Source organism: Azotobacter chroococcum (assembly GCF_004339665.1).
In the GTDB taxonomy this organism is placed as follows: domain Bacteria; phylum Pseudomonadota; class Gammaproteobacteria; order Pseudomonadales; family Pseudomonadaceae; genus Azotobacter; species Azotobacter chroococcum.
The window spans coordinates 1-24145 of the sequence record NZ_SMMU01000003.1; the positions used below are offsets into that span (position 1 = coordinate 1).

General features: G+C 64.2%; 19 protein-coding genes, 1 tRNA gene, 1 rRNA gene and 3 pseudogenes. 13 read left to right on the plus strand and 11 right to left on the minus strand.

From position 1 onward, the window contains the following. The 7 genes from rrf to rimI form a co-directional block, all read left to right on the plus strand. Nucleotides 1-92, plus strand: a 5S ribosomal RNA gene (rrf, locus tag EV691_RS03975); the annotation flags it as partial. A gap of 120 nt (nucleotides 93-212) precedes the next feature. Then, the gene (locus EV691_RS03980) at nucleotides 213-872 is read left to right on the plus strand and encodes a paraquat-inducible protein A (protein ID WP_131299791.1); all 660 of its coding nucleotides are present in this window, start codon (nucleotides 213-215) and stop codon (nucleotides 870-872) included. Then, nucleotides 859-1482 (plus strand): paraquat-inducible protein A, encoded by a 624-nt coding sequence (locus EV691_RS03985; RefSeq protein WP_039802121.1) that lies wholly within the window; start codon nucleotides 859-861, stop codon nucleotides 1480-1482. Before EV691_RS03980 ends, EV691_RS03985 begins: the two co-directional genes overlap by 14 nt. Beyond that, nucleotides 1475-3787: a PqiB family protein gene (locus tag EV691_RS03990; protein WP_131300255.1), complete on the plus strand. Its 2313-nt coding sequence runs from the start codon at nucleotides 1475-1477 to the stop codon at nucleotides 3785-3787. Before EV691_RS03985 ends, EV691_RS03990 begins: the two co-directional genes overlap by 8 nt. A gap of 222 nt (nucleotides 3788-4009) precedes the next feature. After that, nucleotides 4010-5560: a 2-isopropylmalate synthase gene (locus tag EV691_RS03995; RefSeq protein ID WP_039802123.1), complete on the plus strand. Its 1551-nt coding sequence runs from the start codon at nucleotides 4010-4012 to the stop codon at nucleotides 5558-5560. Further along, nucleotides 5557-6351 (plus strand): energy transducer TonB, encoded by a 795-nt coding sequence (locus EV691_RS04000; protein ID WP_131299794.1) that lies wholly within the window; start codon nucleotides 5557-5559, stop codon nucleotides 6349-6351. Before EV691_RS03995 ends, EV691_RS04000 begins: the two co-directional genes overlap by 4 nt. Then, complete coding sequence (gene rimI, locus EV691_RS04005; RefSeq protein ID WP_131299798.1) at nucleotides 6344-6796, plus strand: ribosomal protein S18-alanine N-acetyltransferase; 453 nt, start codon at nucleotides 6344-6346, stop codon at nucleotides 6794-6796. The genes EV691_RS04000 and rimI overlap by 8 nt, the downstream gene beginning before the upstream one ends. A gap of 4 nt (nucleotides 6797-6800) precedes the next feature. Here the strand turns inward: rimI and EV691_RS04010 are convergent, their stop codons facing one another. Next, a complete protein-coding gene (locus tag EV691_RS04010; protein ID WP_089167261.1) occupies nucleotides 6801-7319 on the minus strand; it encodes a hypothetical protein in 519 nt (172 codons plus the stop codon). A 151-nt stretch (nucleotides 7320-7470) separates the two neighbouring features. Between EV691_RS04010 and otsB the strand changes: the two genes are divergently transcribed. After that, nucleotides 7471-8232, plus strand: a complete 762-nt coding sequence (gene otsB / locus EV691_RS04015; RefSeq protein WP_039802131.1) for a trehalose-phosphatase — start codon at nucleotides 7471-7473, stop codon at nucleotides 8230-8232. Continuing rightward, a complete protein-coding gene (otsA, locus tag EV691_RS04020; RefSeq protein WP_089167263.1) occupies nucleotides 8229-9635 on the plus strand; it encodes an alpha,alpha-trehalose-phosphate synthase (UDP-forming) in 1407 nt (468 codons plus the stop codon). The genes otsB and otsA overlap by 4 nt, the downstream gene beginning before the upstream one ends. Before the next feature lie 37 nt (nucleotides 9636-9672). Here the strand turns inward: otsA and EV691_RS04025 are convergent, their stop codons facing one another. The 3 genes and pseudogenes from EV691_RS04025 to EV691_RS04035 form a co-directional block, all read right to left on the minus strand. Next, entirely contained in the window at nucleotides 9673-9906 is a 234-nt protein-coding gene (locus EV691_RS04025) for a hypothetical protein (protein WP_089167264.1), read from the minus strand. Nucleotides 9907-10229: 323 nt separating this feature from the next. Then, nucleotides 10230-10306 (minus strand) — tRNA-Met (locus tag EV691_RS04030). A 185-nt stretch (nucleotides 10307-10491) separates the two neighbouring features. After that, a pseudogene (locus tag EV691_RS04035) lies at nucleotides 10492-11713 on the minus strand (benzoate/H(+) symporter BenE family transporter). Nucleotides 11714-11831: 118 nt separating this feature from the next. Between EV691_RS04035 and EV691_RS04040 the strand changes: the two are divergent. Further along, on the plus strand, nucleotides 11832-12719 hold the full coding sequence (locus tag EV691_RS04040; protein WP_131299802.1) for a LysR family transcriptional regulator: 888 nt from the start codon (nucleotides 11832-11834) through the stop codon (nucleotides 12717-12719). Between the two features lie 101 nt (nucleotides 12720-12820). Next, nucleotides 12821-12940, plus strand: a pseudogene (locus EV691_RS23740) (DUF4172 domain-containing protein); the annotation flags it as partial. 183 nt (nucleotides 12941-13123) lie between these two features. On the opposite strand, the gene EV691_RS04050 reads toward EV691_RS23740, so the two are convergent. Next, entirely contained in the window at nucleotides 13124-13411 is a 288-nt protein-coding gene (locus EV691_RS04050) for a HigA family addiction module antitoxin (RefSeq protein ID WP_090900022.1), read from the minus strand. Between the two features lie 13 nt (nucleotides 13412-13424). Beyond that, nucleotides 13425-13712 (minus strand): annotated as a pseudogene (locus tag EV691_RS04055) (type II toxin-antitoxin system RelE/ParE family toxin). A gap of 423 nt (nucleotides 13713-14135) precedes the next feature. Here EV691_RS04055 and EV691_RS04060 point away from each other — a divergent pair. After that, nucleotides 14136-15581: a SulP family inorganic anion transporter gene (locus EV691_RS04060; RefSeq protein ID WP_131299805.1), complete on the plus strand. Its 1446-nt coding sequence runs from the start codon at nucleotides 14136-14138 to the stop codon at nucleotides 15579-15581. Between the two features lie 881 nt (nucleotides 15582-16462). Next, nucleotides 16463-18169 (plus strand): AIPR family protein, encoded by a 1707-nt coding sequence (locus tag EV691_RS04065; protein ID WP_131299808.1) that lies wholly within the window; start codon nucleotides 16463-16465, stop codon nucleotides 18167-18169. A 613-nt stretch (nucleotides 18170-18782) separates the two neighbouring features. Here EV691_RS04065 and EV691_RS04070 read toward each other — a convergent pair. The 5 genes from EV691_RS04070 to EV691_RS04090 form a co-directional block, all read right to left on the minus strand. Beyond that, nucleotides 18783-19841, minus strand: a complete 1059-nt coding sequence (locus tag EV691_RS04070; protein WP_242672599.1) for a 2,3-butanediol dehydrogenase — start codon at nucleotides 19839-19841, stop codon at nucleotides 18783-18785. A gap of 86 nt (nucleotides 19842-19927) precedes the next feature. Then, on the minus strand, nucleotides 19928-21040 hold the full coding sequence (locus tag EV691_RS04075; protein ID WP_131299816.1) for an acetoin dehydrogenase dihydrolipoyllysine-residue acetyltransferase subunit: 1113 nt from the start codon (nucleotides 21038-21040) through the stop codon (nucleotides 19928-19930). After that, nucleotides 21037-22056: an alpha-ketoacid dehydrogenase subunit beta gene (locus EV691_RS04080; RefSeq protein ID WP_090623850.1), complete on the minus strand. Its 1020-nt coding sequence runs from the start codon at nucleotides 22054-22056 to the stop codon at nucleotides 21037-21039. The genes EV691_RS04075 and EV691_RS04080 overlap by 4 nt, the downstream gene beginning before the upstream one ends. A 24-nt stretch (nucleotides 22057-22080) precedes the next feature. Next, nucleotides 22081-23058 carry a thiamine pyrophosphate-dependent dehydrogenase E1 component subunit alpha gene (locus EV691_RS04085; protein WP_131299819.1) on the minus strand — a complete coding sequence of 326 codons (978 nt, stop codon included), beginning with the start codon at nucleotides 23056-23058 and terminating at the stop codon, nucleotides 22081-22083. 20 nt (nucleotides 23059-23078) lie between these two features. Further along, nucleotides 23079-24137 carry an ATP-NAD kinase family protein gene (locus tag EV691_RS04090; RefSeq protein WP_131299823.1) on the minus strand — a complete coding sequence of 353 codons (1059 nt, stop codon included), beginning with the start codon at nucleotides 24135-24137 and terminating at the stop codon, nucleotides 23079-23081. Nucleotides 24138-24145 lie beyond the last annotated feature (8 nt).

A 24145-nucleotide genomic window follows, 5' to 3' on the forward strand; every position in this document is an offset into this window, starting at 1 on the left:
CCACCTGATCCCATCCCGAACTCAGCAGTGAAACGACGCATCGCCGATGGTAGTGTGGGGTTTCCCCATGCGAGAGTAGGTCATCGTCAAGCGCCTATTGCAAACCCCCGAGCCAGCCATGGCTCGGGGGTTTTTGCTTGATGGCCTAGTGGCACTCTACGAGCTATCTAGGCTCGTTTAGAATGGGCGGCCGTTTCACCTGGGCAGTTGCCATGCATGATTCGAGTCGGTCTCACGACTTGAGGGAGTTTCCCTTGGACAAACTGGTCGCCTGCCATGAGTGCGACCTGCTGATGCTCAAGCCCGAGCTCACGCCGGGCGAGCGCGCCGAATGCCCCCGCTGCGGTTTCGAGTTGTTCAGCCATCAGCCTCATATGCTGGGACGCAGTCTGGCATTGGTCATCGCCGCCTTGCTGCTCTATGTGCCGGCCAACTTCTTGCCGATTTTGCAGCTACGCCTTTTGGGGCAGACGAGCCAAGACACAGTCTGGAGCGCTGTTGTCGCTCTTTATGAAAGTGGCCTGCAGGGCATTGGGGTGGTCGTCTTTCTCTGCAGTATGGGGATTCCACTGCTCAAGCTGCTCTGCCAGTTAGCGGTCTTGTTGAGCATCCGCTGGGGTGTGGGGCGCGGTTATGGCTTGCTGCTGTATCGCATCTATCACCATCTACGCGAGTGGGGAATGCTGGAGGTTTACTTCATGGGCATTCTGGTTTCGATCGTCAAGCTGGTCTCCCTTGCCGACCTGGCCGTTGGGGCCGGCTTGATCTGTTTCGTCTGCCTGCTGCTGGTACAGGTCTGGCTCGAGATCACCATGTCTCCGCACCAAGTTTGGGAAGCCCTGTCTCGGGGGAGGACCCATGCGAGCCATTGATGCCGGTATCCTGGTTTGCCCGGAGTGCCATCAGCTCAATCGCCACGAAAGCGGTCTGCATGGACAGCAATGCATTCGCTGTGGTGCGCGCGTGCATGCGCGTCATCCGAATAGCCTGGCCCGCACCTGGGCACTGCTGATTACCGCCGCCATCCTGTATATCCCGGCCAATCTGCTGCCCATCATGACCGTCAGGTCCCTGGGCAAGGGAGAGCCGGACACCATCATGTCCGGTGTGATTGCCTTGGTGCATATGGGGTCCCTGCCCGTCGCGCTGGTAGTATTCGTGGCGAGCATTCTGGTGCCGACCTTCAAGCTGGTCGGCATTGCCCTGCTGCTGATTTCCGTGCAGCGTCACCAGCCGCTCTCCGCACGCCAGCGCATCTTCATGTTCCGCTTCATCGAGTGGATCGGCCGCTGGTCGATGCTGGATATCTTCGTCATCGCCATCCTGGTCGCCGTGGTCAATTTCGGCACCCTGGCCAGGGTCGAGCCGAACCTGGGAGCTGTGGCCTTCGCCACAGTGGTGATTCTGACCATGCTGGCGGCCCTTACCTTCGATCCTCGCCTGATTTGGGACAACACGGAGTCCGACGATGACCATGAGTGATCTGCCAGAGGCCAGAACCCGCCCGGCCTCCACTTGGTCGGCGATCTGGGTGCTGCCGCTGATCGCCCTGTTGATCGGCGCCTGGCTGGCCTGGAATGCCTATAGCCAGGCCGGCATCGAGGTCCAGGTACGCTTCACCAGCGGCGAGGGCATTCAGGTCAACAAGACCGAGGTGATCTACAAGGGAATGCCGGTAGGCAAGGTCGTGGAACTTACCCTGGATGACGAAGGCTCGAACAAGGGAGTGATCGCCACACTGGAAATGAACAAGAAGGTCGAGTCCTATCTGCGCAGCAATACACGCTTCTGGCTGGTCAGGCCGCGGGTCACCCTGGCCGGCATCACCGGTCTGGAAACCCTGGTGTCGGGCAACTACATCGCAGTCAGTCCGGGAGATGGCGAGCCGAGCAAGAAGTTCACCGCCTTGTCCGAAGAGCCACCGCTGCCGGATACCACGCCAGGCTTGCATGTCACCCTGAAGGCCGAGCGGCTGGGCTCGCTGAATCGCGACAGTCCGGTGTTCTACAAGCAGATCCAGGTCGGCCGGGTGAAGAGCTACCGGCTGGCCGAGGATCTGAGCACTGTGGAGATCAAGATTTTCATCGAGCCGGCCTATGCCCATCTGGTGCGCAAGCACACGCGTTTCTGGAACGCCAGTGGTATCACGGTCGATGCCGGGCTCGGCGGTGTCAAGTTCCGTACCGAGTCCCTGGCCAGCATCGTGGCCGGCGGCATTGCCTTTGCCACGCCGGAGAATCGCCAGGACAGCCCGCCCACCGATCCGCGCCTGCCGTTTCGTCTCTATGACAGCTTCGATGCTGCCCAGACCGGCATCAAGGTCATGCTCGAATTGAGCGACTTCGAGGGGCTGCAGGCCGGACGCACGCCAGTGGTGTACAAGGGCATCCAGGTTGGCATCCTGAAGACGCTGAAGATCGAGTCCGGCCTGTCCAGCGCCACGGCCGAGCTGACCATGGACCCGCTGGCCGAGGACTTCCTGGTCGAGGGAAGCGACTTCTGGGTGGTCAAGCCCTCGATTTCCCTGGGCGGTGTCACCGGCCTCGAGGCGCTGGTGAAGGGCAACTACATCGGCATGCGTCCGGGCGAGAAGGGCGCTGCGCTCAAGCGCGAATTCGTCGCCTGGCCCAAGGCTCCGCCGCTGGATCTTGGCGCCCCCGGTCTGCATCTGGTGCTGACCAGCGATACCCTAGGCTCGCTGGATATCGGCAGCCCGATACTCTACCGACAGATCAAGGTCGGCTCGGTGCAGAGTTACCAGTTGTCCCGCAACCGTCGCCGCGTGCTGCTGGGCGTGCACATCGAGCCGGAATACTCCAGCCTGGTGAATGGCTCGACGCGTTTCTGGAATGCCAGCGGCATCACCCTGACTGGCGGCCTGTCCGGGGTCGAGGTGAAGAGCGAGTCTCTGCAGAGCCTGCTGGCCGGCGGCGTCGCCTTCGAAACGCCGGATCCCGAGGCGCCCGCCAGTACCCGGCGGATTCCGCGCTATGCGCTGCATGCCGACCGCGAGAGCGCCCTGCAGGCGGGGATGGAGTTGCAGATCCGCGTGGACAGCGGCGATGGGCTGAAGGCTGGTACGCCGATCCGCTACAAGGGGCTGGACGTCGGCAAGGTGGAGCGGGTCGAGTTGAGCGAGGACCTGCAGTCGGTGCTTCTCAAGGCCCGGATCACCCAGGCCGGCGAACGCATCGCCCGCGCCGGCAGCCTGTTCTGGGTGGTCAGGCCCGAGTTGGGGCTGATGCGCACGGCCAACCTGGACACCCTGGTCAGCGGCCCCTACATCGAGGTGCGTCCGGATCCGGGCAACTCCCCCCGGCAGACCCATTTCGTCGCTGCGTCCCAAACGCCGGCCGCCTCCATCAAGGAGGCCGGACTCCGGCTGGTGCTCAGCACGCCGCGACGCGGTTCGCTCAAGGCGGGCGTGCCGGTCACCTATCGGGAGGTGACGGTCGGCAAGGTCACCGGATTCGAACTGGGTCCGAATGCCGACCGGGTGCTGATTGGCATCCTCATCGAGCCGCGCTACGCGCCGCTGGTGCGCAGCGGCAGCCGTTTCTGGAATACCAGCGGCTTCGGCTTCGATTTCGGCCTGCTCAAGGGGGCGCAACTGCGTACCGAGTCGCTGGAAACCCTGCTCGAGGGCGGCATCGCCTTCGCCACCCCGGAGGGCGAGCAGATGGGCAGGCTGGCGACCCCGGGGCAGACCTTCCCACTGTTCGATGAGGCGAACAGCGAATGGCTGCAGTGGGCGCCGAAGATCGCTCTGGAGAGGGAGAGGAAATAACGCCGGCTGTGGGGCGCATCGCCTTGAGCGAAGGGCCCGCCGCTGCGGCTTTTCGCCGTTTCCGAGGGCAAGCCTTCGACGCGAAGGCCTCTTCGATTCGGTTCCGGTGGCTTTCCGCCTGCCAGGTTTCCGGCCACAATTCCGCTATTGGCTTGCCCGCCGGCAAGCGTTAAACAAGCCCGAACCCCGCCGCTCGCCCGGCGGGGCCGTGAGGAGCCCGCAATGAGCAGCAAAGACCGCGTCATCATCTTCGACACCACCCTGCGCGACGGCGAACAGAGCCCCGGCGCCTCCATGACCAAGGACGAGAAGCTGCGTATCGCCAAGGTACTGGAGCGGCTCAGGGTAGACGTGATCGAGGCCGGCTTCGCGATTGCCAGCCCGGGCGACTTCGAGGCAGTCAAGGCGATCGCCGAGAGCATCAAGGACAGCACCGTGTGCAGCCTGGCGCGCGCCGTGGATGCCGACATCGAGCGCGCTGCCGAGGCGCTGAAGAACGCCAATTCGGGGCGTATCCACACCTTCATCGCCACCAGTCCGATCCACATGCAATACAAGCTGCGCATGCAGCCCGACCAGGTGGTCGAGCAGGCCGTGCGGGCGGTGAAGAAGGCGCGCAGCCTGTGTGCCGACGTGGAGTTCTCCTGCGAGGATGCCGGTCGTTCGGAAATCGACTTCCTCTGCCGGATCATCGAGGCGGCCATCGCCGCCGGCGCACGCACCATCAACATTCCGGACACCGTCGGCTACGCCATCCCGCACCAGTACGGGGAGATGATCGGCCAACTGCTCGCGCGCATCCCCAACGCCGACCAGGCGGTGTTCTCGGTGCACTGCCACAACGACCTGGGCCTGGCCGTGGCCAATTCGCTGGCCGCGGTGGTGGCCGGGGCGCGCCAGGTGGAATGCACCATCAACGGCCTTGGCGAGCGTGCCGGCAATGCCGCGCTGGAGGAGATCGTCATGGCGATCAAGACCCGCCACGACCTGCTTGGCGTCTACACCAACATCGACACTCCGCACATCCTCGCTGCCTCGCGGCTGGTTTCGGGAATCACCGGCTTCCCGGTACAGCCGAACAAGGCCATCGTCGGCGCCAACGCCTTCGCCCACGAGTCGGGCATCCACCAGGACGGCGTGCTCAAGCACCGCGAGACCTACGAGATCATGTCGGCGCAGTCGGTCGGCTGGCACACCAACAAGATGGTGCTGGGCAAGCACTCCGGGCGCAACGCCTTCCGTACCCGTCTGGAGGAGCTGGGCATCCAGCTCGCCGACGACGCTGCGCTGAATGCGGCCTTCGCCCGCTTCAAGGCACTGGCCGACAAGAAGCACGAGATCTTCGACGAGGACCTGCAGGCGCTGGTCTCCGAAACCCAGGACGAGGAGGCCCCGGAACACTACCGGCTGCACGCCCTGGAGGTCGTCTCGAAGAGCGGTACGGTGCCGCGGGCGCACCTGCGGCTCACCGTCGCCGGCAGCGACCAGGAGGCGACGGCCGAGGGTGCCGGCCCGGTGGACGCGATCTTCAAGGCCATCGAGTCGGTCGCCGCTTCCCAGGCCAGCCTGCAGCTCTATTCGGTCAACGCCATCACCGAGGGCACCGACTCCCAGGGCGAGGTCACCGTGCGTCTGGAGAAGGGCGGGCGCATCGTCAACGGCAACGGCGCCGACATCGACATCCTGGTGGCCTCGGCCAAGGCCTACATCAACGCGCTGAACCTGATGCGTGCCGGCGTGCCCAAGGCCCATCCGCAGGCGGCCGACGTTTGATCGACGAAGCCCGCCGCCGCGCCTATCTCGGCGCCATGCAGGTGGTCAGCTGGCTGCCGCGGGTGGCTCTGCCGTTCGCTGCGCCGTCGCGGCCGGAGCTGCTCGAGCCGCTCGAGCCGCAGGTGCCGCCGCCAGCTCCGGTGCGCCCTGGCGTAGAACTCAAGATCGTGCCCGAGGCTCCGCCGCGCCCGCGGCCGGTCGAGCGGGCGAAGATCGAGGTGCCGCGCCCTGCGGCCCGCGTCGAGGCGCCAGCCGCCGCCAGCGAGGGGGCAGTCGAGCCCGTCGCGCCCAAGGCCGCGCCGCTGCCGCCGCCGCGCTTCGCCCTGCAGCTGCTGCGTGCCGGACGCTGCGCCCTGCTGGTCGAGCTGCCCACCGGCGAGCCCTTCCAGAGTCGCGACCCGGGCTATCTGCTGCTCCGCGATCTGCTGCGCGCCGCCGGTCTGGCGGACAGTCCGCGCCCGCTCGGCGAGCCGGTGCGCTGGCCGCTGCTCAGGGGCGGCAATCTGGACCAGGGGCCGCAGGCGGCGCGGGAGTACGTGCAGACCTTCGTCGCCGCGCGGCTGGAGGAGGAGGGCGACTGCGCCTGCCTGTGGCTGGTCGGACTGCCGGCCCTGCGTTTTGCCGCCGCGCTCGAGGCCGATGCCTTCAATCGCGAACTGCAGGTCGAGGGCCTGCCGCCAGTCTGGGCGTTGCCCGGTCTGGAAACCCTGATGGAAGAGCCGGCCCGCAAGGCCGAGCTGTGGCGCGCGATGCGCCAGGTACGTGTGCGCTGGATATCTGCGAATGAGTGATGCGATTAGCTTCCGCCCGATGACCGAGGCGGATCTGGAAACCGTGCTGAAGGTTGAATACGCCGCCTTCAGCCACCCCTGGACGCGCGGCATTTTCCAGGATGCCCTGAAGTCCTACGAATGCTGGCTGATGTTCGAGGGCGGCCAGCAGGTCGGTCATGGCGTGATCCAGGTGATCCTCGACGAGGCGCACCTGCTGAACATCACCGTCAAACCGCAGAACCAGGGTCGCGGACTCGGCCTGCGGCTGCTGGAGCACCTGATGAGGCGGGCGCGAGAGCGTCAGGCCGCCGAGTGCTTCCTTGAGGTACGGGCCAGCAACGGCGGCGCCTACCGGCTCTACGAGCGCTACGGTTTCAACGAGGTTGGCCGGCGCCGAGACTACTACCCGGCCGCCGGCGGGCGCGAGGACGCCCTGGTGATGGTCTGCACCCTGCTCGATTGAGCGCTCAGGGCTCCCGGTCGCGCGACGAGTGCAGCGGCTCGGGGCCTTTGAGTTCTTCGTCGGAAAGAACCTCCTCGTTCTCTTCCTCGTCTTCGTCCGACGAAGCCTCCGTGTCTGTACGGCCATCCCAGGGCTGTCCGTCGAGGGGAAGGATACGTGCCGCCTCGGCCTCGTCCAGACCGCCACCCGCGCCGATCCGGTCGGCGGAGACGATGCTCAGATCCTTGTCGGCCGGCAGACCGTGACCACGTTCGTTCGGCGAGCGGGCGCCATCCTCAGGGATGAGGATCTCCGGGTCCGCATCATCCATGGTCGGCTCGCCGCCAGGCATTTCTCCACCCGTCATGCCGGCTTCACGAACCCGCTGTGGCGGGAACTCCTCATGCACTTCCTCGGCCGGTCGCACGTCGCCGATACGCCCTTGGCGCTCGTCCCTCCGGCTGCTGAAGTCCAGCGGCTCCAGCGAACCCATGCGATCCTCGAGGTCATCGATTTCCTGCGCCTGGGGTTTGCGATCTTTCATGGGAACCTCCTGCCGGGGCTGCGCTCTTGCTGAGTGTGACCCGTGCCGCCGCCGATGATTCAGGCGGGCCGCCGGCCGGCATGGACAGCCGCTCTGCGCCAGTGATGCATGTTTGGCGAAACTGAACCGCTGATTGGCGGTCCCAATCAATATGAACGGTCAATGCCCCCCCAGTGCGCAGGACCTGCAGAACTGCGCCTTCTTCTTCGATGTGGACGGAACGCTTGCCGAAATACAGCCCCGTCCCGAGCTGGTATTCATTCCTCCCGCCACCCTCGCTGCCCTCGACCGGCTGCAGGCCGTCGGCGTGCCGATCGCGGTGATCTCCGGACGCCGGCTGGCGGATCTCGACCGCCTGTTCGAGCCGCTGCGCCTGCCGGCCGCCGGGGTCCATGGCGCCGAACGCCGCGCTGCCGACGGTCGGCTGCGGCGGCTGGATCTGGATCTGGAGGCCCTGCGCCAGATCGAGGACGAACTGGTGCAGGCCTGTGCCCGGCACCCCGGACTGCGCCTGGAGAACAAGGGCCTGGCCTTCGCGCTGCATTTTCGCTTGGCGCCCGAGCTGGAGGAGGCCGCTCGCACCCTGGCCGAGGACTTCAGCCGGAGGCATGCCAGGCTGCTGACCCTGCAGCCGGGCAAGTGCGTGTTCGAGCTCAAGCCCCGTGGCGCCAGCAAGGGGGAAGTGATCCGCGAATTCATGCACGAGCCGCCGTTCAGTGGGCGGGTGCCGGTATTCATCGGCGACGACCTCACCGACGAGGCCGGTTTCCAGACGGTCAACGCCCTGGGCGGGCATTCGTTCAAGGTAGGTCCGGGCGAGACGATCGCGCAACGGCGGCTGGACTCCGTCATGGCGGTGGAAAAATGGCTGGACGAGCTGGTCCGGCCTCTCAAAACGGAGGTTTATCCATGAGCCGTCTAGTCGTGGTTTCCAATCGGGTCGCTCCCATCCGCCAGGGCAAGGCCACTGCGGGGGGGCTGGCCGTGGGCCTGCACGATGCCTTGCGGCAGAGTGGCGGCATCTGGTTCGGCTGGAACGGGGAGGTCAGCAAGCGACCGGAAACGGCCTGCGAGACCATCGGCAATATCACCTACGTCACCCTGGACCTCAGCAAGCCGGACTACGATCAGTACTACCGCGGCTTTTCCAATGCCACGCTCTGGCCGGTCTTCCACTACCGCATCGATCTGGCGCGCTACTGCCGCAAGGAGTACGAGGGCTACCGGCGGGTCAACGCCATGCTGGCGGAAAAGCTCAAGCCCTTGCTGCGCCCCGACGACATCCTCTGGGTCCACGATTACCACCTGATTCCCTTCGCCGCCGCCTGTCGTCAGCTGGGCATCGGCAACCGCATCGGCTTCTTCCTGCACATCCCCTTTCCGGCGCCGGAAGTCCTCACCGCCATCCCCCCGCACGAGGATCTGTTCCGAAGCTTCTGCTACTACGACCTGATCGGCTTCCAGACCGAGACAGACCGGCTGGCCTTCCAGGACTACATCAGCCGCGAAGCCGGTGGGAGGGTAGAGGCGGACGGCAGCCTGAGCGCCTACGGGCAGAGCTTTTGCGCCGGTGTCTATCCCATCGGCGTGATGCCCGACGAGATACGCCGTCAGGCCGAGTCCTACCGGGGCCGCCGTCCCATTATCGGGTTGACCACGGAAGGCAGGCGGCGCAAGACGCTCATCAGCGTCGACCGGCTGGACTACTCCAAGGGGCTGGTCGAGCGCTTCCAGGCCTACGAGCGTTTTCTCGAGCACTTTCCCGAGCATCGGCACAACGTGGAGTTCATCCAGATCGCTCCGACCTCACGCTCGGACGTGAAGACCTATCAGGCCATCCGCAAGCAGCTGGAGACCGTGGCTGGACATGTCAACGGGCGTCTGTCGGACCTCGACTGGACGCCGCTGCACTATCTCAACAAGAGCCTCGACCGGCGTACTCTGATTGGGCTGTTCCGCACCGCCAATGTCGGTCTGGTCACCCCGTTGCGCGACGGCATGAACCTGGTGGCCAAGGAGTATGTCGCCGCGCAGAACCCGGCCGACCCGGGCGTGCTGGTGCTGTCGCGCTTCGCCGGTGCGGCCCGTGAGCTGAGCGCGGCACTGATCGTCAATCCCTACGACTGCCTCGGCATGGCCGAGGCTCTGGACCGCGCCCTGCGCATGCCGCTGGAGGAGCGCAAGGAGCGCTACGAGGACATGATGCAGGCCCTGCGCGCGGCGGACCTGAACGCCTGGCGGGACACCTTCCTCCGCGACCTGCGTAGCTTTGGCCGGCACCGGGTGGTGACGGCGCGCCGGGCTGCCGCCTTCTGAGCCATGCTGCGCCGGCGAAAAGCCGGCCTGCCGGGCTTCAGCGTAGCTGTATCTGCAGGTCCGCCGCGGCCGGCAGCACCAGCGACAGGCCGTACCAGGTGAGCATCAGCGCCAGGCCGCCGAGCCAGACACCGAGGGCGATCTGCAGCACCTGGCTGCCGTTTCTGCTCCGGCGGCGCTCGGTGAAACGGGGTTGCTCAACCTCTAGGTCGAAGTCTTCCGGTTCATCCTCGCGGGCGCTGAAGCCTTCCAGTCTGTTTAGCTTGTTCATCAACTTACCCTGCTGCGCCGTGCTCCGCTGTCGCTGGAGCCGGCCGTGTCGAGTACGAATGCAAAGGCGATCCGTGCTTGCGTGAGAGTCGGGGGAATCATCTGCGGGGGATAAGGCATGCTGTCTGCAGGTTCCGGATGAATCTTACCGCATCTTGCCCGGATGTTTTCCCGCCGCACGGCGGAAGAAGGGATGAACCGGCGTTCCGGGACTTGTCGCGGTGGACCAATACGTCGGAGGGCGAATGGAGAAACAGAGGGGAGGGACAGGATGCCCGGAAACAAGAAAGCCCGCACGAGGCGGGCTTTCTTGATACAGCGATATGGTGGCTACACCGGGACTTGAACCTGGGACATCAGCATTATGAATGCTGCGCTCTAACCGACTGAGCTATGTAGCCAAGTGGCGCGCATTATTCTCGCCGCAGATTCGAGTGTCAACCCTCCTTCGTTAAAAAAATCAGGAAAATCCGGATGTTGCCATGCTCGGATGGGCGTTCGAATCGTCAGCCTCGCACGAAGTACCAGGCTGACATTGTTGATCAAGGCCCGGATGTTCATTCCTGACGAGGGTGGCGTGTACTACTCACTCCTTCCCCGCCGCCAGCAGCCCGGCCAGCAGGTTCTTCGGCATCCAGCCCGACCTGTGCAGGATCAGGTAGGCGAGGGCGCCGATCACCACCCCCCAGAAGGCCGAGCCCAGGCCGAAGAAGCTCATCCCCGACGCGGTGGCCAGGAAGGTCAGCATGGACGCCTCGCGGTGGTCTTCCTCGTTCACCGCGCCCATCACGTTGCTGGTGATGGCGCCGATCAGTGCCAGGCCGGCGAGCACGGCGACGAAGGTCTTCGGCATGGCGCTGAACAGCAGGATGATGGTGCCGGCGAAGGTGCCGCCGAGCAGGTAGAAGACGCCGTTGGCGATACCGGCGACGTAGCGCCTGTCCGGGTTCTCGTGGGCGTCCCGGCCGGTGCACAGGGCGGCGGTGATGGCGGCGATGACGATGCTGATGCCGCCGAAGCAGGCCACCGCCAGCGAAGCCAGCCCGGTGGTGGCGAGCACCGGTCTGGCCGGAGTGTCGTAGCCGGCATTGCGCAGGATGGCCATGCCGGGCAGGAACTGCCCGGTCAGGCTGACCAGCACCAGCGGGATCGCCAGGCTCAGGGTCGAACTCCAGCTCCAGGCCGGCGCGATGAACTGCGGCGCGGCCAGGCTCGCGCCGATGCCAGCGAGGTTGCTGCCTTCCAGGCCGACGGCCAGGGCCACGCCGACGACCAACAGCAGGACCAGGCAGTAGCGCGGGAACAGCCGCTTGAACACCAGGTAGGCGAGGAGCATGCCGAAGGCCAGCGCCGGCATCGAGGCCACCGACTGGAAGGCGCCGACGCCGAACTGGAACAGGATGCCGGCCATCATGGCGTAGGCGATGCCTCGGGGAATGGCCTGCACCAGCCGGTCGAACCAGCCGGAAATACCGATCAGGAAGAGGATCGCGCCGGCCGTCAGGTAGGCGCCGACCGCCTCGTTGAGGCTGAGCGCCGGGAACAGGGTGACCCAGCAGGGCGGTGCCGGGCGCCGACCAGGCGGTCACCACCGGCACCCTGAGCCAGAGGCTGAGCAGGATGCCGGACAGCGCCGCGCCGATGGAGATGGCCCAGACCCAGGAGGACATCATCCCGGCGGAAATCCCGGCGCTCTGCGCGGCTTGGAAGAAGATCACCAGCGGGCCGGAATAGGAGATCAGCACGGCGAGGAAGCCGGCGGTGACGGCGGACAGCGAGAAATCCTTGTGGAGGGTGAGGGGCTGCATGCGGGCTCGGCTCCTGGCGGCTGTGCGGACGAGGCTCCACCTTATTGTCATTGTCTGGCTGGATAAAGCCGCGAAAACCGGCAACACTGTTCAGTCTCAACGAACAAAGGCCAGCGCCATGGACCGCTTCCAGGCCATGCAGCTCTTCGCCCGCATCGTCGAACTCGGCAGCTTCAGCAAGGCTGCCGAGCAGCAGGGCATGTCCCGCGCCTCGGCCAGCGCGCTGATCCGGCAACTGGAGAACCACCTCGGCGTGCGCCTCCTGCAGCGTACCACCCGGCAGGTCAGCGCCACCCTCGACGGGCGCTCCTACTACCAGCACTGCCTGTCGGTCCTCGGCGAGATCGAGGAGGTGGAGAGCGTGCTGTCGCAGAGCGCCGGGCACCCGCGCGGCCGGCTGAAGATCGATCTGCCGGCTTCCCTCGGCCGCCTGCTGGTGATCCCGGCGCTGCCGGACTTCTACGCCCGCTACCCGGAAATCACCCTGGAACTCGGTATCGGCGACCGGATGATCGACCTGGTGCGCGAAGGGGTGGACTGCGTGGTGCGGATCGGCGGGCTGAGCGACTCGACGCTGATCGCCCGCAGCCTGCCGGCGCTGCCCCAGGTCACCTGCGCCAGCGCTAGCTACCTGGCCCGCCACGGCCTGCCGTCCGGCCTCGACGAGCTGCAGGGGCACCGCTGCGTCGACTACCTCTCGCCCACCACCGGCCGGCTGGCGCCGCTGGAATTCGCCGTCGACGGCCGCATCGAGACGCGCAGCCTGCCGGCCAGCCTGGCGGTCAACCACGGCGAAGCCTACGTGGCGGCCTGCGAGGCGGGGCTGGGGATCGTCCAGGTGCCGCGCTACCACGTCGAACGCCAGCTGGCCGCCGGCAGCCTGGTCGAGTTATTGCCGCAACATCCGCCGCCGGCCCTGCCGCTGACCGTGCTCTATCCCCATCACCGGCACCTGACGCCGCGCCTGAGGGTGTTCATCGACTGGCTGGTGGCGCTGTTCGGCTGAGGGCGGGGCGGCAACCATCGACTCGCGGCTGCACCCTGAGCCGAATAGCTCCCTTAATCGGCTCACCGAATGAGCCGAATAACCTCCGTAATCGGCTCACCACCCGCCACCTCGGCGACCTGCTCGACAAGGGCTGCCTGGTCCGCCTGCCCGGCGGCGGGCGCAGCACCCGTTACCAGATCGACTGGCCGGCCTCCGGCGTGCCCGATACTCCCCTGTAGCAGTCATCGGCAAGACTGGAAGCGTCGCGAATGCCTGGCACCCGGCGCCGCGTTTGCGGGTGTTCATCGATTGCTTGATGGGGGTGTTCGGGTGAGGGGGTGAAAGCGGGGTTTCATCCTGAGGCGAGCGGGAGCTCGGGGCGCGGATGAGACCCAGGCTTGGTGCCCGGGTCCTGTGTCGTATCAGGCAATCGAGGCGAATCGCTCTATGCGAGGCTGCTCGCGGTGCCGGGCTTGCCACAGGTCGTAATCGGCCTGTACGCCAAGCCAGGTACGTGCCGTACCGATACCGGCCATTTCCAGGCGAACGGCCAGGTCCGGGCTGATAGGCGCGCGCCCGTGCAGGATGCGAGACAGGGTTTCTCGCGCGAAGCCCAGCCGACGGGCAAGCTCGGCAATGCTGATATCCAATTCGGGGAGCACGTCTTCGAGGAGCGTTTCCCCCGGATGCGGTGGGTTGAACATGACCATGTTGCCCTCCTGTTCAGTGGTAGTCGAGGTAGTCGACCAGTTCGATATCGTTGCCGGCAAAGCGGAAAATCACCCGCCAATTGCCGCTGACGGTCAGCGATCAGAATTCCGCGCGATCCCCTTGAGGGGGTGGAGTCTCCAGCCCGGAAGGTCGAGGTCTCCCGGCGCTGTGGCTCGATCCATGAAGGCCTGCATGCGGGCCAGGCGCTTGGCATGATCGGCGCGAATCCCCTTGGTTGAATCCGTTTCGTAAATAGAAGCGAGGGCCCTTGTGCTGGAAGCCGTGATCATGGGTTGGCAGCGTGACTTATCGCATCACGGTTCGCAATCGTGACGTATGCTCATCGGCAAGACCGGAAGCATCGCGAATGAATTCGCTCCTACCGAAATGCTATCGACCTCACTTGAAAAGACTGGCGATGGACGCCCGAAACGCCCCGGCAGCGCAAGACCGCCGCGCGGGGTTGGCGACCATCAGGGCAATCGCATGAAGCGCAGTGTCGGTATGCATGCGCCCCTGTAGGAGCGGATTCATCCGCGACCGCCCCGCATGCGGGGCGTAGAAGTGCGGGTCGCGAATGAATTCGCTCCTACATGCTCATGCGCTTGCCCTGTGGCGCCCATCCGATGGCTGGCCCCGTCCGCTTCGAATCCGTAACATCCGAGGCCTTTTTTCCAGCCATCTCCTGCGGCCGGCTTCGCCGGCCAACCGCTCAGGTAAACCATGAAATCGAAACACCTGCGTGCCGATGTCCTGGCCGGGCTCACCACGTCTTTCGCCCTGGTGCCCGAGTGCATCGCCTTCGCCCTGGTCGCCCACCTCAACCCGCTGATGGGCCTGTACGGCGCCTTCATCATCTGCACCCTGACCGCCCTGTTCGGCGGCCGTCCGGGCATGGTGTCCGGCGCCGCCGGCTCGATGGCCGTGGTGATCGTCGCGCTGGTGGTGCAGCACGGCGTGCAGTACCTGCTCGCCACCGTGCTGCTCGGCGGGCTGATCATGGTCGCCTTCGGCCTGCTGCGCTTGGGCAAGCTGGTGCGCATGGTGCCGCATCCGGTGATGCTCGGTTTCGTCAACGGCCTGGCGATCATCATCGCCCTGGCCCAGCTGGAGCACTTCAGGGACGGCGAGGCCTGGCTGAGCGGCACGCCGCTCTACCTGATGCTCGGGCTGGTGGCGACGACCATGGCCATCGTCTACCTGCTGCCGCGCCTGACCCGCGCCGTGCCGCCGGCGCTGGCGGCGATCCTCGGCGTCGGCCTGCTGGCATACCTGCTCGGCCTGCCGACCCACACCCTCGGCGACATGGCGCACATCGCCGGCGGCCTGCCCGTCCCGGCCATGCCGGACGTGCCCTGGAACCTGGAAACCCTGGGCATCGTCGCCCCCTACGCGGTGCTGATGGCGCTGGTCGGCCTGCTGGAAACCCTGCTGACCCTGAACCTCACCGACGAGATCACCGAGAGCCGCGGCTACCCGGACCGCGAGTGCGCGGCGCTGGGCGCGGCCAACCTGGTGTCCGGCCTGTTCGGCGGCATGGGCGGCTGCGCGATGATCGGCCAGACCATGATCAACCTCGGCTCCGGCGGCCGCGGCCGGCTCTCCGGGGTGGTCGCCGGGGTGATGATCCTGCTCTTCGTGCTGTTCCTTTCGCCGCTGATCGAGCGCATCCCGCTCGCCGCGCTGGTCGGGGTGATGTTCGTGGTGGCGCAGCAGACCTTCGCCTGGGCCTCGCTGCGGGTGCTCGACAAGGTGCCGCTGAACGACGCGCTGGTGATCGTCGCCGTGACCATCGTCACCGTGTTCACCGACCTGGCCACCGCCGTGCTGTGCGGGATCGTCATCGCCGCGCTCAACTTCGCCTGGCAGCAGGCCCGCGAGCTGTACGCCGACACCCATCGGGAAGCCGACGGCAGCAAGCTCTACCGCCTGCACGGCACGCTGTTCTTCGCCTCCACGACACCCTTCCTCAACCAGTTCGATCCCGCCGGCGACCCGCCCCAGGTGACCCTCGATTGCCGCCACCTGAGCTTCGTCGACTACTCGGCCATCGCCGCGCTGAAGACCCTGCGCGAGCGCTACGCCAAGGCCGGCAAGCACCTGCGCGTGCTGCACCTGTCCGAGCGCTGCAGGCAACTGCTCAAGCGGGCGGGGGTGCAGCATGAGTGAGGGGAGGGATTACGGGGGACTGCGTGAGTGCCCGCCACCGGCGTTGCCGAGGGCGGCGTTTGATCTTCATTACCGGCACTGACATTGTGCCTGTGAGTGTTCATCGACTGGTTCAGAACGACCCGAAGCTGCCTGTTTCATCTGGCCGGGACCGGCCAGAAGCAGACACTGAGGGCAGGGCTGGAAGAACGTTACTCACTGCTTGTGAGGAGAGTCCATATACATTGTTAGGCGGTAGCACTGAAAAATAAATAGGAAAGTCGGCCTCTAAGATATAGAGCGTATTCAGTCCCAGTTCTTTATTGCTCACAAATAGTCACATTCAGCACCATGGCCTGATGGCATCTGGCACTCAAACGCAATAGGACGATTGTTTAAATCAGTTGCTTGGCAAGGGGAGGCTCCCTCTTTCCTAAGTACGCTAGCGCTATCCTCAAGAATAGATAACTCCAATGTGGCGATCGGAGCAGTAATAACAATGCATATGCGTACCATGCTGATGTTTGCGATGCAGCTGCATTTGTTCTAGGGCCTGCACTCTGCGGCTTGAAGTTGGTTAATCTGTTGGCTGGGTCATGTCTTGAGGCGCTTCATACAGGCAAGGAGGCTTTTAAAGTTCTCGATGGGTATTAACATGGGGGCGGCTAGAGAAAGTAAACAATGGTTGAAATATGTGGCCGCTGAGTAAGGCGGGGTTCTGTGCTTATCGATAGCGAGTTGATGGTCTGGCAGGTATCGCCTAGATAGGTTTGTCCTTCGAGTATGATTATTGGCAGTCTCCTTGCACATGTTTCGCTGTATCGGTGTCGGCCCTGTGTAGCTTATTGCGAAGTGCGATGGCGCTGTGCTACTGTGAGGATGGATTAAGTAAGGATTAAGCAATGGATCAAATACTCAAAGGTTACGTTGACAGCTTTTCTGATGAGCGAGGCTATAGCAACCTAGAAGATTCCGATAAGTTTGAACATTTCGTAAATTATTGCATGGTGTCTAAGCAATATCCGCGGGATTTTGATTTGGACTCTATTTCGGTAGGGGGGAGTGATGACTGCGGGTTTGACGGCGTTGCAATAATAGTTAATGGGAATATTGTTAAGAAGGTGGAGGAGATTGACTACCTTCTAAAGAAAAATGGTTATTTGGATGTTGCGTTCATTTTTGTTCAGTCAAAGTCGTCTAGTAAGTTCAAGGGTGAACAGGTAGGAACTTTTGTTTTTGGTCTAAAAAACTTCTTTGCTAAAAAGTCATCTATTCCAGAAAATGCCCAGGTGCAAAACCTGCGCGAGCTGAAAGATAGGATTTACTCGCACAGCATTCAATTTGACGGGTTGCCTGTGCTGGATGTGTACTTTGTAAGCACGGGTGAGTGGAAGTCGCCTGAAGCTATCACGGGCCGAACAAAGCACGAACTCCAAGATCTTGAAAGGATGAAGATTTTTCGATCGGTAGATTTGAGCTTTGTGGATGCTGAAAGATTAAAAAGTACATTTCGAGAACTTAAGAGGAAGACGGTAAAAGAAATTGAGTTCGCAAATCATGTCGCTCTTCCTGAAATCAATCATGTTAGGCAATCCTTTGTCGGTAGCTTGGCTGCGAGTGAATACATAAAGCTGATAACCGATGCTGAGGGGGATTTGCAAAAAAGCCTATTTGATGACAATGTCAGGGATTTTCAAGGCAAGAATAAGATAAATGTGGATATTGGAAAGACATTGAATGATCCTGCTCTTCAGGCTGCAATGGCTATCCTTAATAATGGCATTACAATTATTGCGAAGAAAGTTGAGCCCATTGGCGGAAAAATGAAGCTCACCGACTTTCAGATCGTGAACGGCTGTCAGTCCTCTTATGTTTTGTATGAGAATAGATCAAAACTATCAGCTGGCACCCATGTTGTTGTTAAAATTATCGAAACAACTAATCATGAGCTTTCCTCGAAGGTTATTCAGGCGACGAATAAACAGACACTTGTAACTGATGAGGCCTTTGAGTCACTTTCTCCTTTCCATAAAGACTTGGAGGAGTTTTATAAGGCAACAGCAAGTAAAGTTGATCATCCTATATACTATGAGCGTCGATCTAAGCAATATGATAGTGCACCTGATGTCCCCGCATCACAGGTAATGACGCTTAGCACGCAAATTAAAGCATACGTGGCAACGACCCTGGCGCAGCCGCATAGTACTCATCGGTATTACGGGGAGCTACTGGAAGCTAACCGAAAAAGCATGTTCAAGCCTAGCGACTCCCACCAGTTGTACTATATCTCGTGCTTGGCGCTAAATAGACTAGAGCGTATGCTTCGAGTGCCTGGAGTTTCGAGGCTGTACAAAGACTTCAAGTTCCAACTGCTTTATCTTATGCATTGCTATCATGATTTTTTGCGAAAAAACAAGAAAGGCTATGGTTTTGAGCAAATACTATCATTCTATAATGATAAACGTGATAGCCAGGTTCTTTTTGATGCTGCAAAGAATTCCTTGGAGATTGCTCTAGGAAAGTCAGGGCTTCAAGTAAAGGATGCCGAGCGAAGCAGAGAGTTCACAAACGCGCTGCGGGCTGAGTTCGAGAATTCTATACCGGGTTAGAGGTGAGCTGGTCTGGCTTAAATAGTCGAGATAGTAAATATCCACCGGCAAAGCCGGTGGCTTTAGTCTGTTAGCCCCTCAAAGGGGCTAGTAGTGGGGCCGCCTGAAGGCGGCTGTCGTCACAGGCCAGATTTGAGCTAGTCGTAAGGCTTATCTTCACTCTCTTGGCCCCAGGACATACATGGCTTAGCTCCACTGAGTAACCATACGCCCAAATACCATCTCCCTATTGTGGCTTATTCGCCTTGGCCTTCGATGCAGCTCTCAACGCCAAACTCTTGAAGGGCGACCGTCTCACACGGTCAAACCTAACGGAGTCCCCCGGCAAAGCCGGGGGATTACCTGTTTTATTCATATTCTGGCGATATGCGAGAATGGTGGGGGCACTCCCTAGCATTAATCGTAGCCCCCGGACGCCGGTGGCTAGAAGGCTAGCAGCCGGCGGCTCACAGCTTCTCCGAGGGCGCATTCGTCTCCGCTCCAGCGGCTGTCCGCTTCTGGCCGCTTTCTGCCTATGCGACGAATCAGTTGGAAAGGCGAAGCCCCATCAGTGCACATGCCCTTCTAACCCCCCACGCGAAGCGGCCCCCACCGCCTCGCGCCGGCTCCATCGTCAGTGCGGCGAAACAATGATCTTGACGTTGTGTTCCTTGTTATTGACCAGCTCCTCGAAGCCGCGGCCGACGATTTCCTCCAGGCCGATGCGGCCGGTGATCAGCGGTTTGACGTCCAGGCGGCCGTCGGCGATGAAGGCGATCACGTCGGCGAATTCGCCGTTGTAGGCGAGGGCGCCGAGGACCTGCTTCTCGGTGGAGACCAGTTCGAAGAAGTTGAATGAACTGGGTTCCTCGAAGATGCCGACCAGCACGCTCTTGCCGGCGTTGCGGATGACGTCGATGGCCAGCTTGGCGGTGTGCTTGTTGCCGATGCACTCGAAGCTGACGTCGGCGCCGAGGCCGTGGGTGCGGGCGCGGATTTCCGCCAGCACGTCGCATTCCTTGGGATCGAGCACCAGGCTCGCGCCCACTTCCAGCGCCTTGGCCTTGCGCGCCGAGGACATTTCCAGGGCGATCACCTGGGCCGCGCCGGCCGCCCTGGCGCACATGATGGTGCACAGGCCGATGGTGCCGGCGCCGACCACCACCACGTTCTGGCCGAGCAGGCTACCGGCCTTCTTCACCGCGTGCATGCCCACCGCCAGCGGTTCGATCAGCGCGCCGGCCTCGGCGGGAAAATCGGCCGGCAGCTTGTAGAGCAGTTCGGCCGGCACGTTCACCAGCTCGGCGAAGGCACCGTTGTTCATCAGCCCGGTGAAGGCCAGCTTTTCGCAGAGGTTGTACAGGCCGCTGCGGCAGTAGTAGCAGGTGCCGCAGTGCTGGCAGGCGTCGGCGGCGATCCGCTCGCCGGGGGCGAAGCCGCTCACGCCGGCGCCGAGCTTGACGATCTCGCCGCTGAATTCGTGGCCGAGGATGCACTGGCCCTGGATGCCGGTGAGCGGGTGGGGCTTCTCGACCGGGATGAACACCGGGCCGGCGACGTATTCGTGCAGGTCCGAGCCGCAGATGCCGCACCAGTCGACGCGGATCTGCACCCAGCCGGGCGGCGGCTCGGCCGGCAGCGGCACGTCCTCCACGCGGATGTCCTGACGGCCATGCCAGACAGCGGCACGCATGGTTGCACCAAGGGATGTTGTCATTGTTGTTCTCCTTCGGGACTTGCAGGGTAGCGGCGACCGGCACGGGCCGGCCGCCGCCGGTTTCAGTGTTGGGCGAGGAAGGCCTGGATCAGCTTGTTGACCGCGTCGGCCGCTTCCATCTGCACCATGTGCGCCTGGCCGGACAGGATCTCCACCTGCGCCGGCAGGCCCTGGGCATGGGCGGCGGGGATGATCGCGTCGTCGCTGCCCCAGATCACCAGCGCCGGATGGCGGCCCTGTTCCAGCACGCCGCGCAGGTCGATCTGCTGGCGGCCATCGGCGGACAGCCGCTCGACCAGCTGGCGCAGCGCCGCCTCGACGCCCTCCAGGCGCTTGTACTTGAGCATGTCTTCGAGCATCTGCCGGGTGACCAGCGCGGGGTCGGAGAACAGCTGCACCAGTTGCGGCTTGAGGGCGTTGCGGTTGCTCGCCTCGACGAAGCCGCGCAGGTAGTCGCCGTTGATCTCCGCGCCCAGGCCGGCGCTGCAGATCAGGGTCAGCGAGAGCACCCGCTCGGGCGCCAGGCGCGCCAGGTTCAGCGACACCGCGCCGCCCATCGAGTGGCCGGCGATGTGCGCGCGCTGGATGTCCAGGTGGTCGAGCAGGGCCAGTGCGGCCCGGCTCAGTTCGTCGAGGTCGCCGCTCTTCAGGGTCTTGCCCGACTCGCCGTGGCCCGGCAGGTCGAGGGCGATCACCCGGCGGCCGGCGGCCAGTGCCTCGTGGTTGAACAGCCAGTTGTTCAGGTCGCCGCCGAAGCCGTGGATCAGCAGCAGCGGGGCGCCGCCCTCGCCGCGGTCGAAGAAACGGATGGTGCGGCCGTCCAGTTCGACCTTCTGCGGCGCCGGGCCGCTGGCTTCCTCGTCTTCGCCGCCGGGCACGAACTCGGCCTGGAAGCGCTGCACCACGGCGTCGATCTCCGCGTCGGAGGCTTCGCCTTCGACCACCACGGCGAGCAGGGCGCCGACCGGCAGGGTTTCGTCCTCCTGGGCGACGATGCGCCGCAGCACGCCGGAGAAGGGCGCCTCGACGCTGCTGGAGATCTTGTCGGTTTCCACGTCGAGCACGTCATCACCCTTGGCGATGCTGGCGCCTTCTTCCTTGAGCCAGGCGTTGACCTTGCCCTCGGTCATCGACAGACCCCACTTCGGCATGGTCAGGGTATGGATCTGGCTCATGCAACTTTCCTCTTGTCGACGATCTTCAGGACGGCGGCTTCGATCTTCGCCGCGTTGGGGATGTACAGGTCTTCCAGGGAGTCGGTGAAGGGCACCGGGGTGTGCGGCGCGGTGACCATCTCGATCGGCGCCTTGAGGGCGGCGAAGGCCTTCTGCGCGACCAGCGCGGAGATGTCGGTGGCCATCGAGCAGCGTGGGTTGGCCTCGTCGATCACTACCAGGCGGCCGGTCTTCTCGACGCTTTCGAGGATGCTGTCCTCGTCCAGCGGGCTGGTGGTGCGCAGGTCGAGCACCTCGCAGCCGATGCCCTGGCGCGCCAGGCTGGCGGCGGCGTCCATCGCCAGGTGGACCATCCGGCCGTAGGTGACCAGGGTCACGTCGTCGCCCTCGCGCAGGAAGTTGGCCTCGCCGAAGGGCACGGTGTAGAGCTCCTCGGGCACCTCGCCCTGCATGCCGTAGAGCATCTTGTGCTCGAGGAAGATCACCGGGTCGTTGTCGCGGATCGCCTGGATCAACAGGCCCTTGGCGTCGTAGGGCGAGGAGGGGCAGACCACCTTGAGGCCGGGGATGTGGGTCCACAGCGAGGTGAGCATCTGCGAGTGCTGGGCGGCGGCGCGCAGGCCGGCGCCGTACATGGCGCGCAGCACGAAGGGGGTGACCGCCTTGCCGCCGAACATGTAGCGGAATTTCGCCGCCTGGTTGAGGATCTGGTCCAGGCAGCAGCCGGCGAAGTCGACGAACATCAGTTCGCACACCGGGCGCATGCCGCGGGTGGCGGCGCCGACCGCCGCGCCGACGTAGCCGATCTCCGACAGCGGGGCGTCGAGCACCCGGCCGGGGAACTGGTGGTAGAGCCCCTTGGTGACGCCGAGTACGCCGCCCCAGGCGTCCTGCTCGCCCGGTGCGCCGGCGCCGCCGGCGATGTCCTGGCCGATCAGGAAGACGGTTTCGTCGCGGCGCATTTCCTGGGCCATGGCTTCGTTGATGGCCTGCTGGTAGCTGATTTTTCTTGCCATGATGGTTCTCCTAGGAATGGGGGCTCAGGGGTAAGAGACGTAGACGTCGGCGAGCAGATCGGCCGCCGGCGGCTTGGGATCGCTCTTGGCCTTGATCACGCTGTCCTCGATCTGCCGCTCGACCTCGCCGTCGATGTCGTCGAGCTGCGAGATGTCGAGCAGGCCGGCGGCGACGGTGTGGTCGCGGAACTGCTTCAGGCAGTCGCGCTGCTCGCGCATTTCCTTGAGCTCGTCCATGTCGCGGTAGGTCTGGGCGTCGCCCTCGAAGTGGCCGTAGTAGCGGGTCAGCTTCACCTCGATCAGCGACGGGCCTTCGCCGGCGCGGGCGCGGGCCACGGCGGCGCCGGCCGCCTCGTGGACGGCGAAGAAGTCGAAGCCGTCCACCGTCACCCCGGGCATGCCGAAGCCGGCGGCGCGGTCGGCGATGTGGTCGCAGGACACCGACCAGTTGGAGGCGGTGGCCTCGGCGTAGCCATTGTTCTCGGCGACGAAGATGCACGGCAGGTTCATGATCGCGGCGAGGTTCATCGCCTCGAACACCGCGCCCTCGTTGGAGGCGCCGTCGCCGAAGAAGGCCACGGCCACCGCATCGGTACCCTTGAGCTTGGCGGCCAGCGCCGCGCCGGCGACCAGCGGCGCACCGGCGCCGACGATGCCGTTGGCGCCGAGCATGCCCTTGGACAGGTCGGCGATGTGCATGGAGCCGCCCTTGCCCTGGCAGACGCCGGTCTTCTTGCCGTAGATCTCGGCCATCATCCCGTGCACGTCCACGCCCTTGGCGATGCAGTGGCCGTGGCCGCGGTGGTTGGAGGAGATGCAGTCGTCGTCGCGCAGGTGGGCCATGACTCCGGCGGCGGAGGCTTCCTCGCCGGCGTAGAGGTGGACGAAGCCGGGAATCTCGCCGGTGGCGAATTCGATGTGCAGGCGCTCCTCGAAGACGCGGATGGTGCGCATCACCCGGTAGGCATGCAGCAGCTGCTCGGCTGACAGGTGGGTGGTCATTGTTGTTCTCCTGGGTTGTTTCAACACGAAAGGTTCACGGGGTGTTGCGGGTGTTCGCGGCCGATGGACAGCAGACGGTGGCGTGCCGCGTAGGCGAGGGCGGCCTCCACGTCGATGCTCAGCGGGCCGTGGGAATCGAGGGTGACGGTCGGCCGGTCGCCGGCGGCGAAGGCGATCTCGCGCTCGCCGTCCAGCGCCAGGGTGCCGCCGTTCAGGCTGGGCGCATGGGCGACGCCCGGCTCCAGGGTGCCGGCGGCGACCACTCCGCAGCCCTGCAGCAGGCCGGGGGCGAGCGGCGCCAGCAGGGCGTTGCGGGCCTGCGGATGCAGGCGCATCCAGGCGCCTTCCGGGGCCTGCCGGGAAACCGGGCACCAGAGCCCGCAGAGCGCCGACAGGCCGATGGCGTGGGGTTCGGCGAAGGTCACGAAGACCTCGGCCAGGTCCTCGGCGCGGCTGATCGCCCGGCCGCCGACGAAGCGCAGCGGCGATACCGCCACATCGACCAGCGCCCATTCGCAGAGGCCGCGGCGGGCTTCGCGGACCAGCAGGCGCTTGTTGCGGCGCAGGCCGATCTCCGGCGGAATCCGCCCGCTGGCGAACAGCCCGCCGGCGAGCCCGGCGCCGGTCGCCTCGCGCAGCTCGGGAAAGGCGTTGTTGGTGCCGGTGGAGAGGGTCAGCAGGGGAATGTCGCCGACCTCGGCGGCCACCGCCTTGTGGGTGCCGTCGCCGCCGAGCACGGCGATCAGCGCGACGCCGCGCTCGGCCATCAGGCGCGCCGCCAGGCGGGTGTCCTCGACGGTCTGGCGCAGGCGGATATCGAGGATTTCCAGCTCCGGCCAGCGGTTGTCCCGGGCGTGGCGGCCGCGGCTGGCCTTGAGCACCGCGGCGGCGATGCCGGTCATGTCGGTCGGCAGCAGCACGCGCTGGACGCCGGTGGCGCCGAAGGCGCCGAGCAGGCGCTGCACCACCGAGGCCTTGTCGGTGCTGGAGAACAGCCCGGCGTTGGCGGTCAGGCGGCGCAGGTCGCGGCCGGAGGCCGGGTTGGGAATGATCCCCACGGTCAGCGGAGGTCGGTTCATGGCGGAGT

Coding starts and splice junctions, on each gene's coding strand:
- EV691_RS03980 (WP_131299791.1), top strand. CDS start 213: ATGCATGATTCGAGTCGGTCTCACGACTTGAGGGAGTTTCCCTTGGAC.
- EV691_RS03985 (WP_039802121.1), top strand. CDS start 859: ATGCGAGCCATTGATGCCGGTATCCTGGTTTGCCCGGAGTGCCATCAG.
- EV691_RS03990 (WP_131300255.1), top strand. CDS start 1,475: ATGAGTGATCTGCCAGAGGCCAGAACCCGCCCGGCCTCCACTTGGTCG.
- EV691_RS03995 (WP_039802123.1), top strand. CDS start 4,010: ATGAGCAGCAAAGACCGCGTCATCATCTTCGACACCACCCTGCGCGAC.
- rimI (WP_131299798.1), top strand. CDS start 6,344: ATGAGTGATGCGATTAGCTTCCGCCCGATGACCGAGGCGGATCTGGAA.
- EV691_RS04010 (WP_089167261.1), bottom strand. CDS start 7,319: ATGAAAGATCGCAAACCCCAGGCGCAGGAAATCGATGACCTCGAGGAT.
- otsB (WP_039802131.1), top strand. CDS start 7,471: ATGAACGGTCAATGCCCCCCCAGTGCGCAGGACCTGCAGAACTGCGCC.
- otsA (WP_089167263.1), top strand. CDS start 8,229: ATGAGCCGTCTAGTCGTGGTTTCCAATCGGGTCGCTCCCATCCGCCAG.
- EV691_RS04025 (WP_089167264.1), bottom strand. CDS start 9,906: ATGAACAAGCTAAACAGACTGGAAGGCTTCAGCGCCCGCGAGGATGAA.
- EV691_RS04040 (WP_131299802.1), top strand. CDS start 11,832: ATGGACCGCTTCCAGGCCATGCAGCTCTTCGCCCGCATCGTCGAACTC.
- EV691_RS04050 (WP_090900022.1), bottom strand. CDS start 13,411: ATGGTCATGTTCAACCCACCGCATCCGGGGGAAACGCTCCTCGAAGAC.
- EV691_RS04060 (WP_131299805.1), top strand. CDS start 14,136: ATGAAATCGAAACACCTGCGTGCCGATGTCCTGGCCGGGCTCACCACG.
- EV691_RS04065 (WP_131299808.1), top strand. CDS start 16,463: ATGGATCAAATACTCAAAGGTTACGTTGACAGCTTTTCTGATGAGCGA.
- EV691_RS04070 (WP_242672599.1), bottom strand. CDS start 19,841: ATGCGTGCCGCTGTCTGGCATGGCCGTCAGGACATCCGCGTGGAGGAC.
- EV691_RS04075 (WP_131299816.1), bottom strand. CDS start 21,040: ATGAGCCAGATCCATACCCTGACCATGCCGAAGTGGGGTCTGTCGATG.
- EV691_RS04080 (WP_090623850.1), bottom strand. CDS start 22,056: ATGGCAAGAAAAATCAGCTACCAGCAGGCCATCAACGAAGCCATGGCC.
- EV691_RS04085 (WP_131299819.1), bottom strand. CDS start 23,058: ATGACCACCCACCTGTCAGCCGAGCAGCTGCTGCATGCCTACCGGGTG.
- EV691_RS04090 (WP_131299823.1), bottom strand. CDS start 24,137: ATGAACCGACCTCCGCTGACCGTGGGGATCATTCCCAACCCGGCCTCC.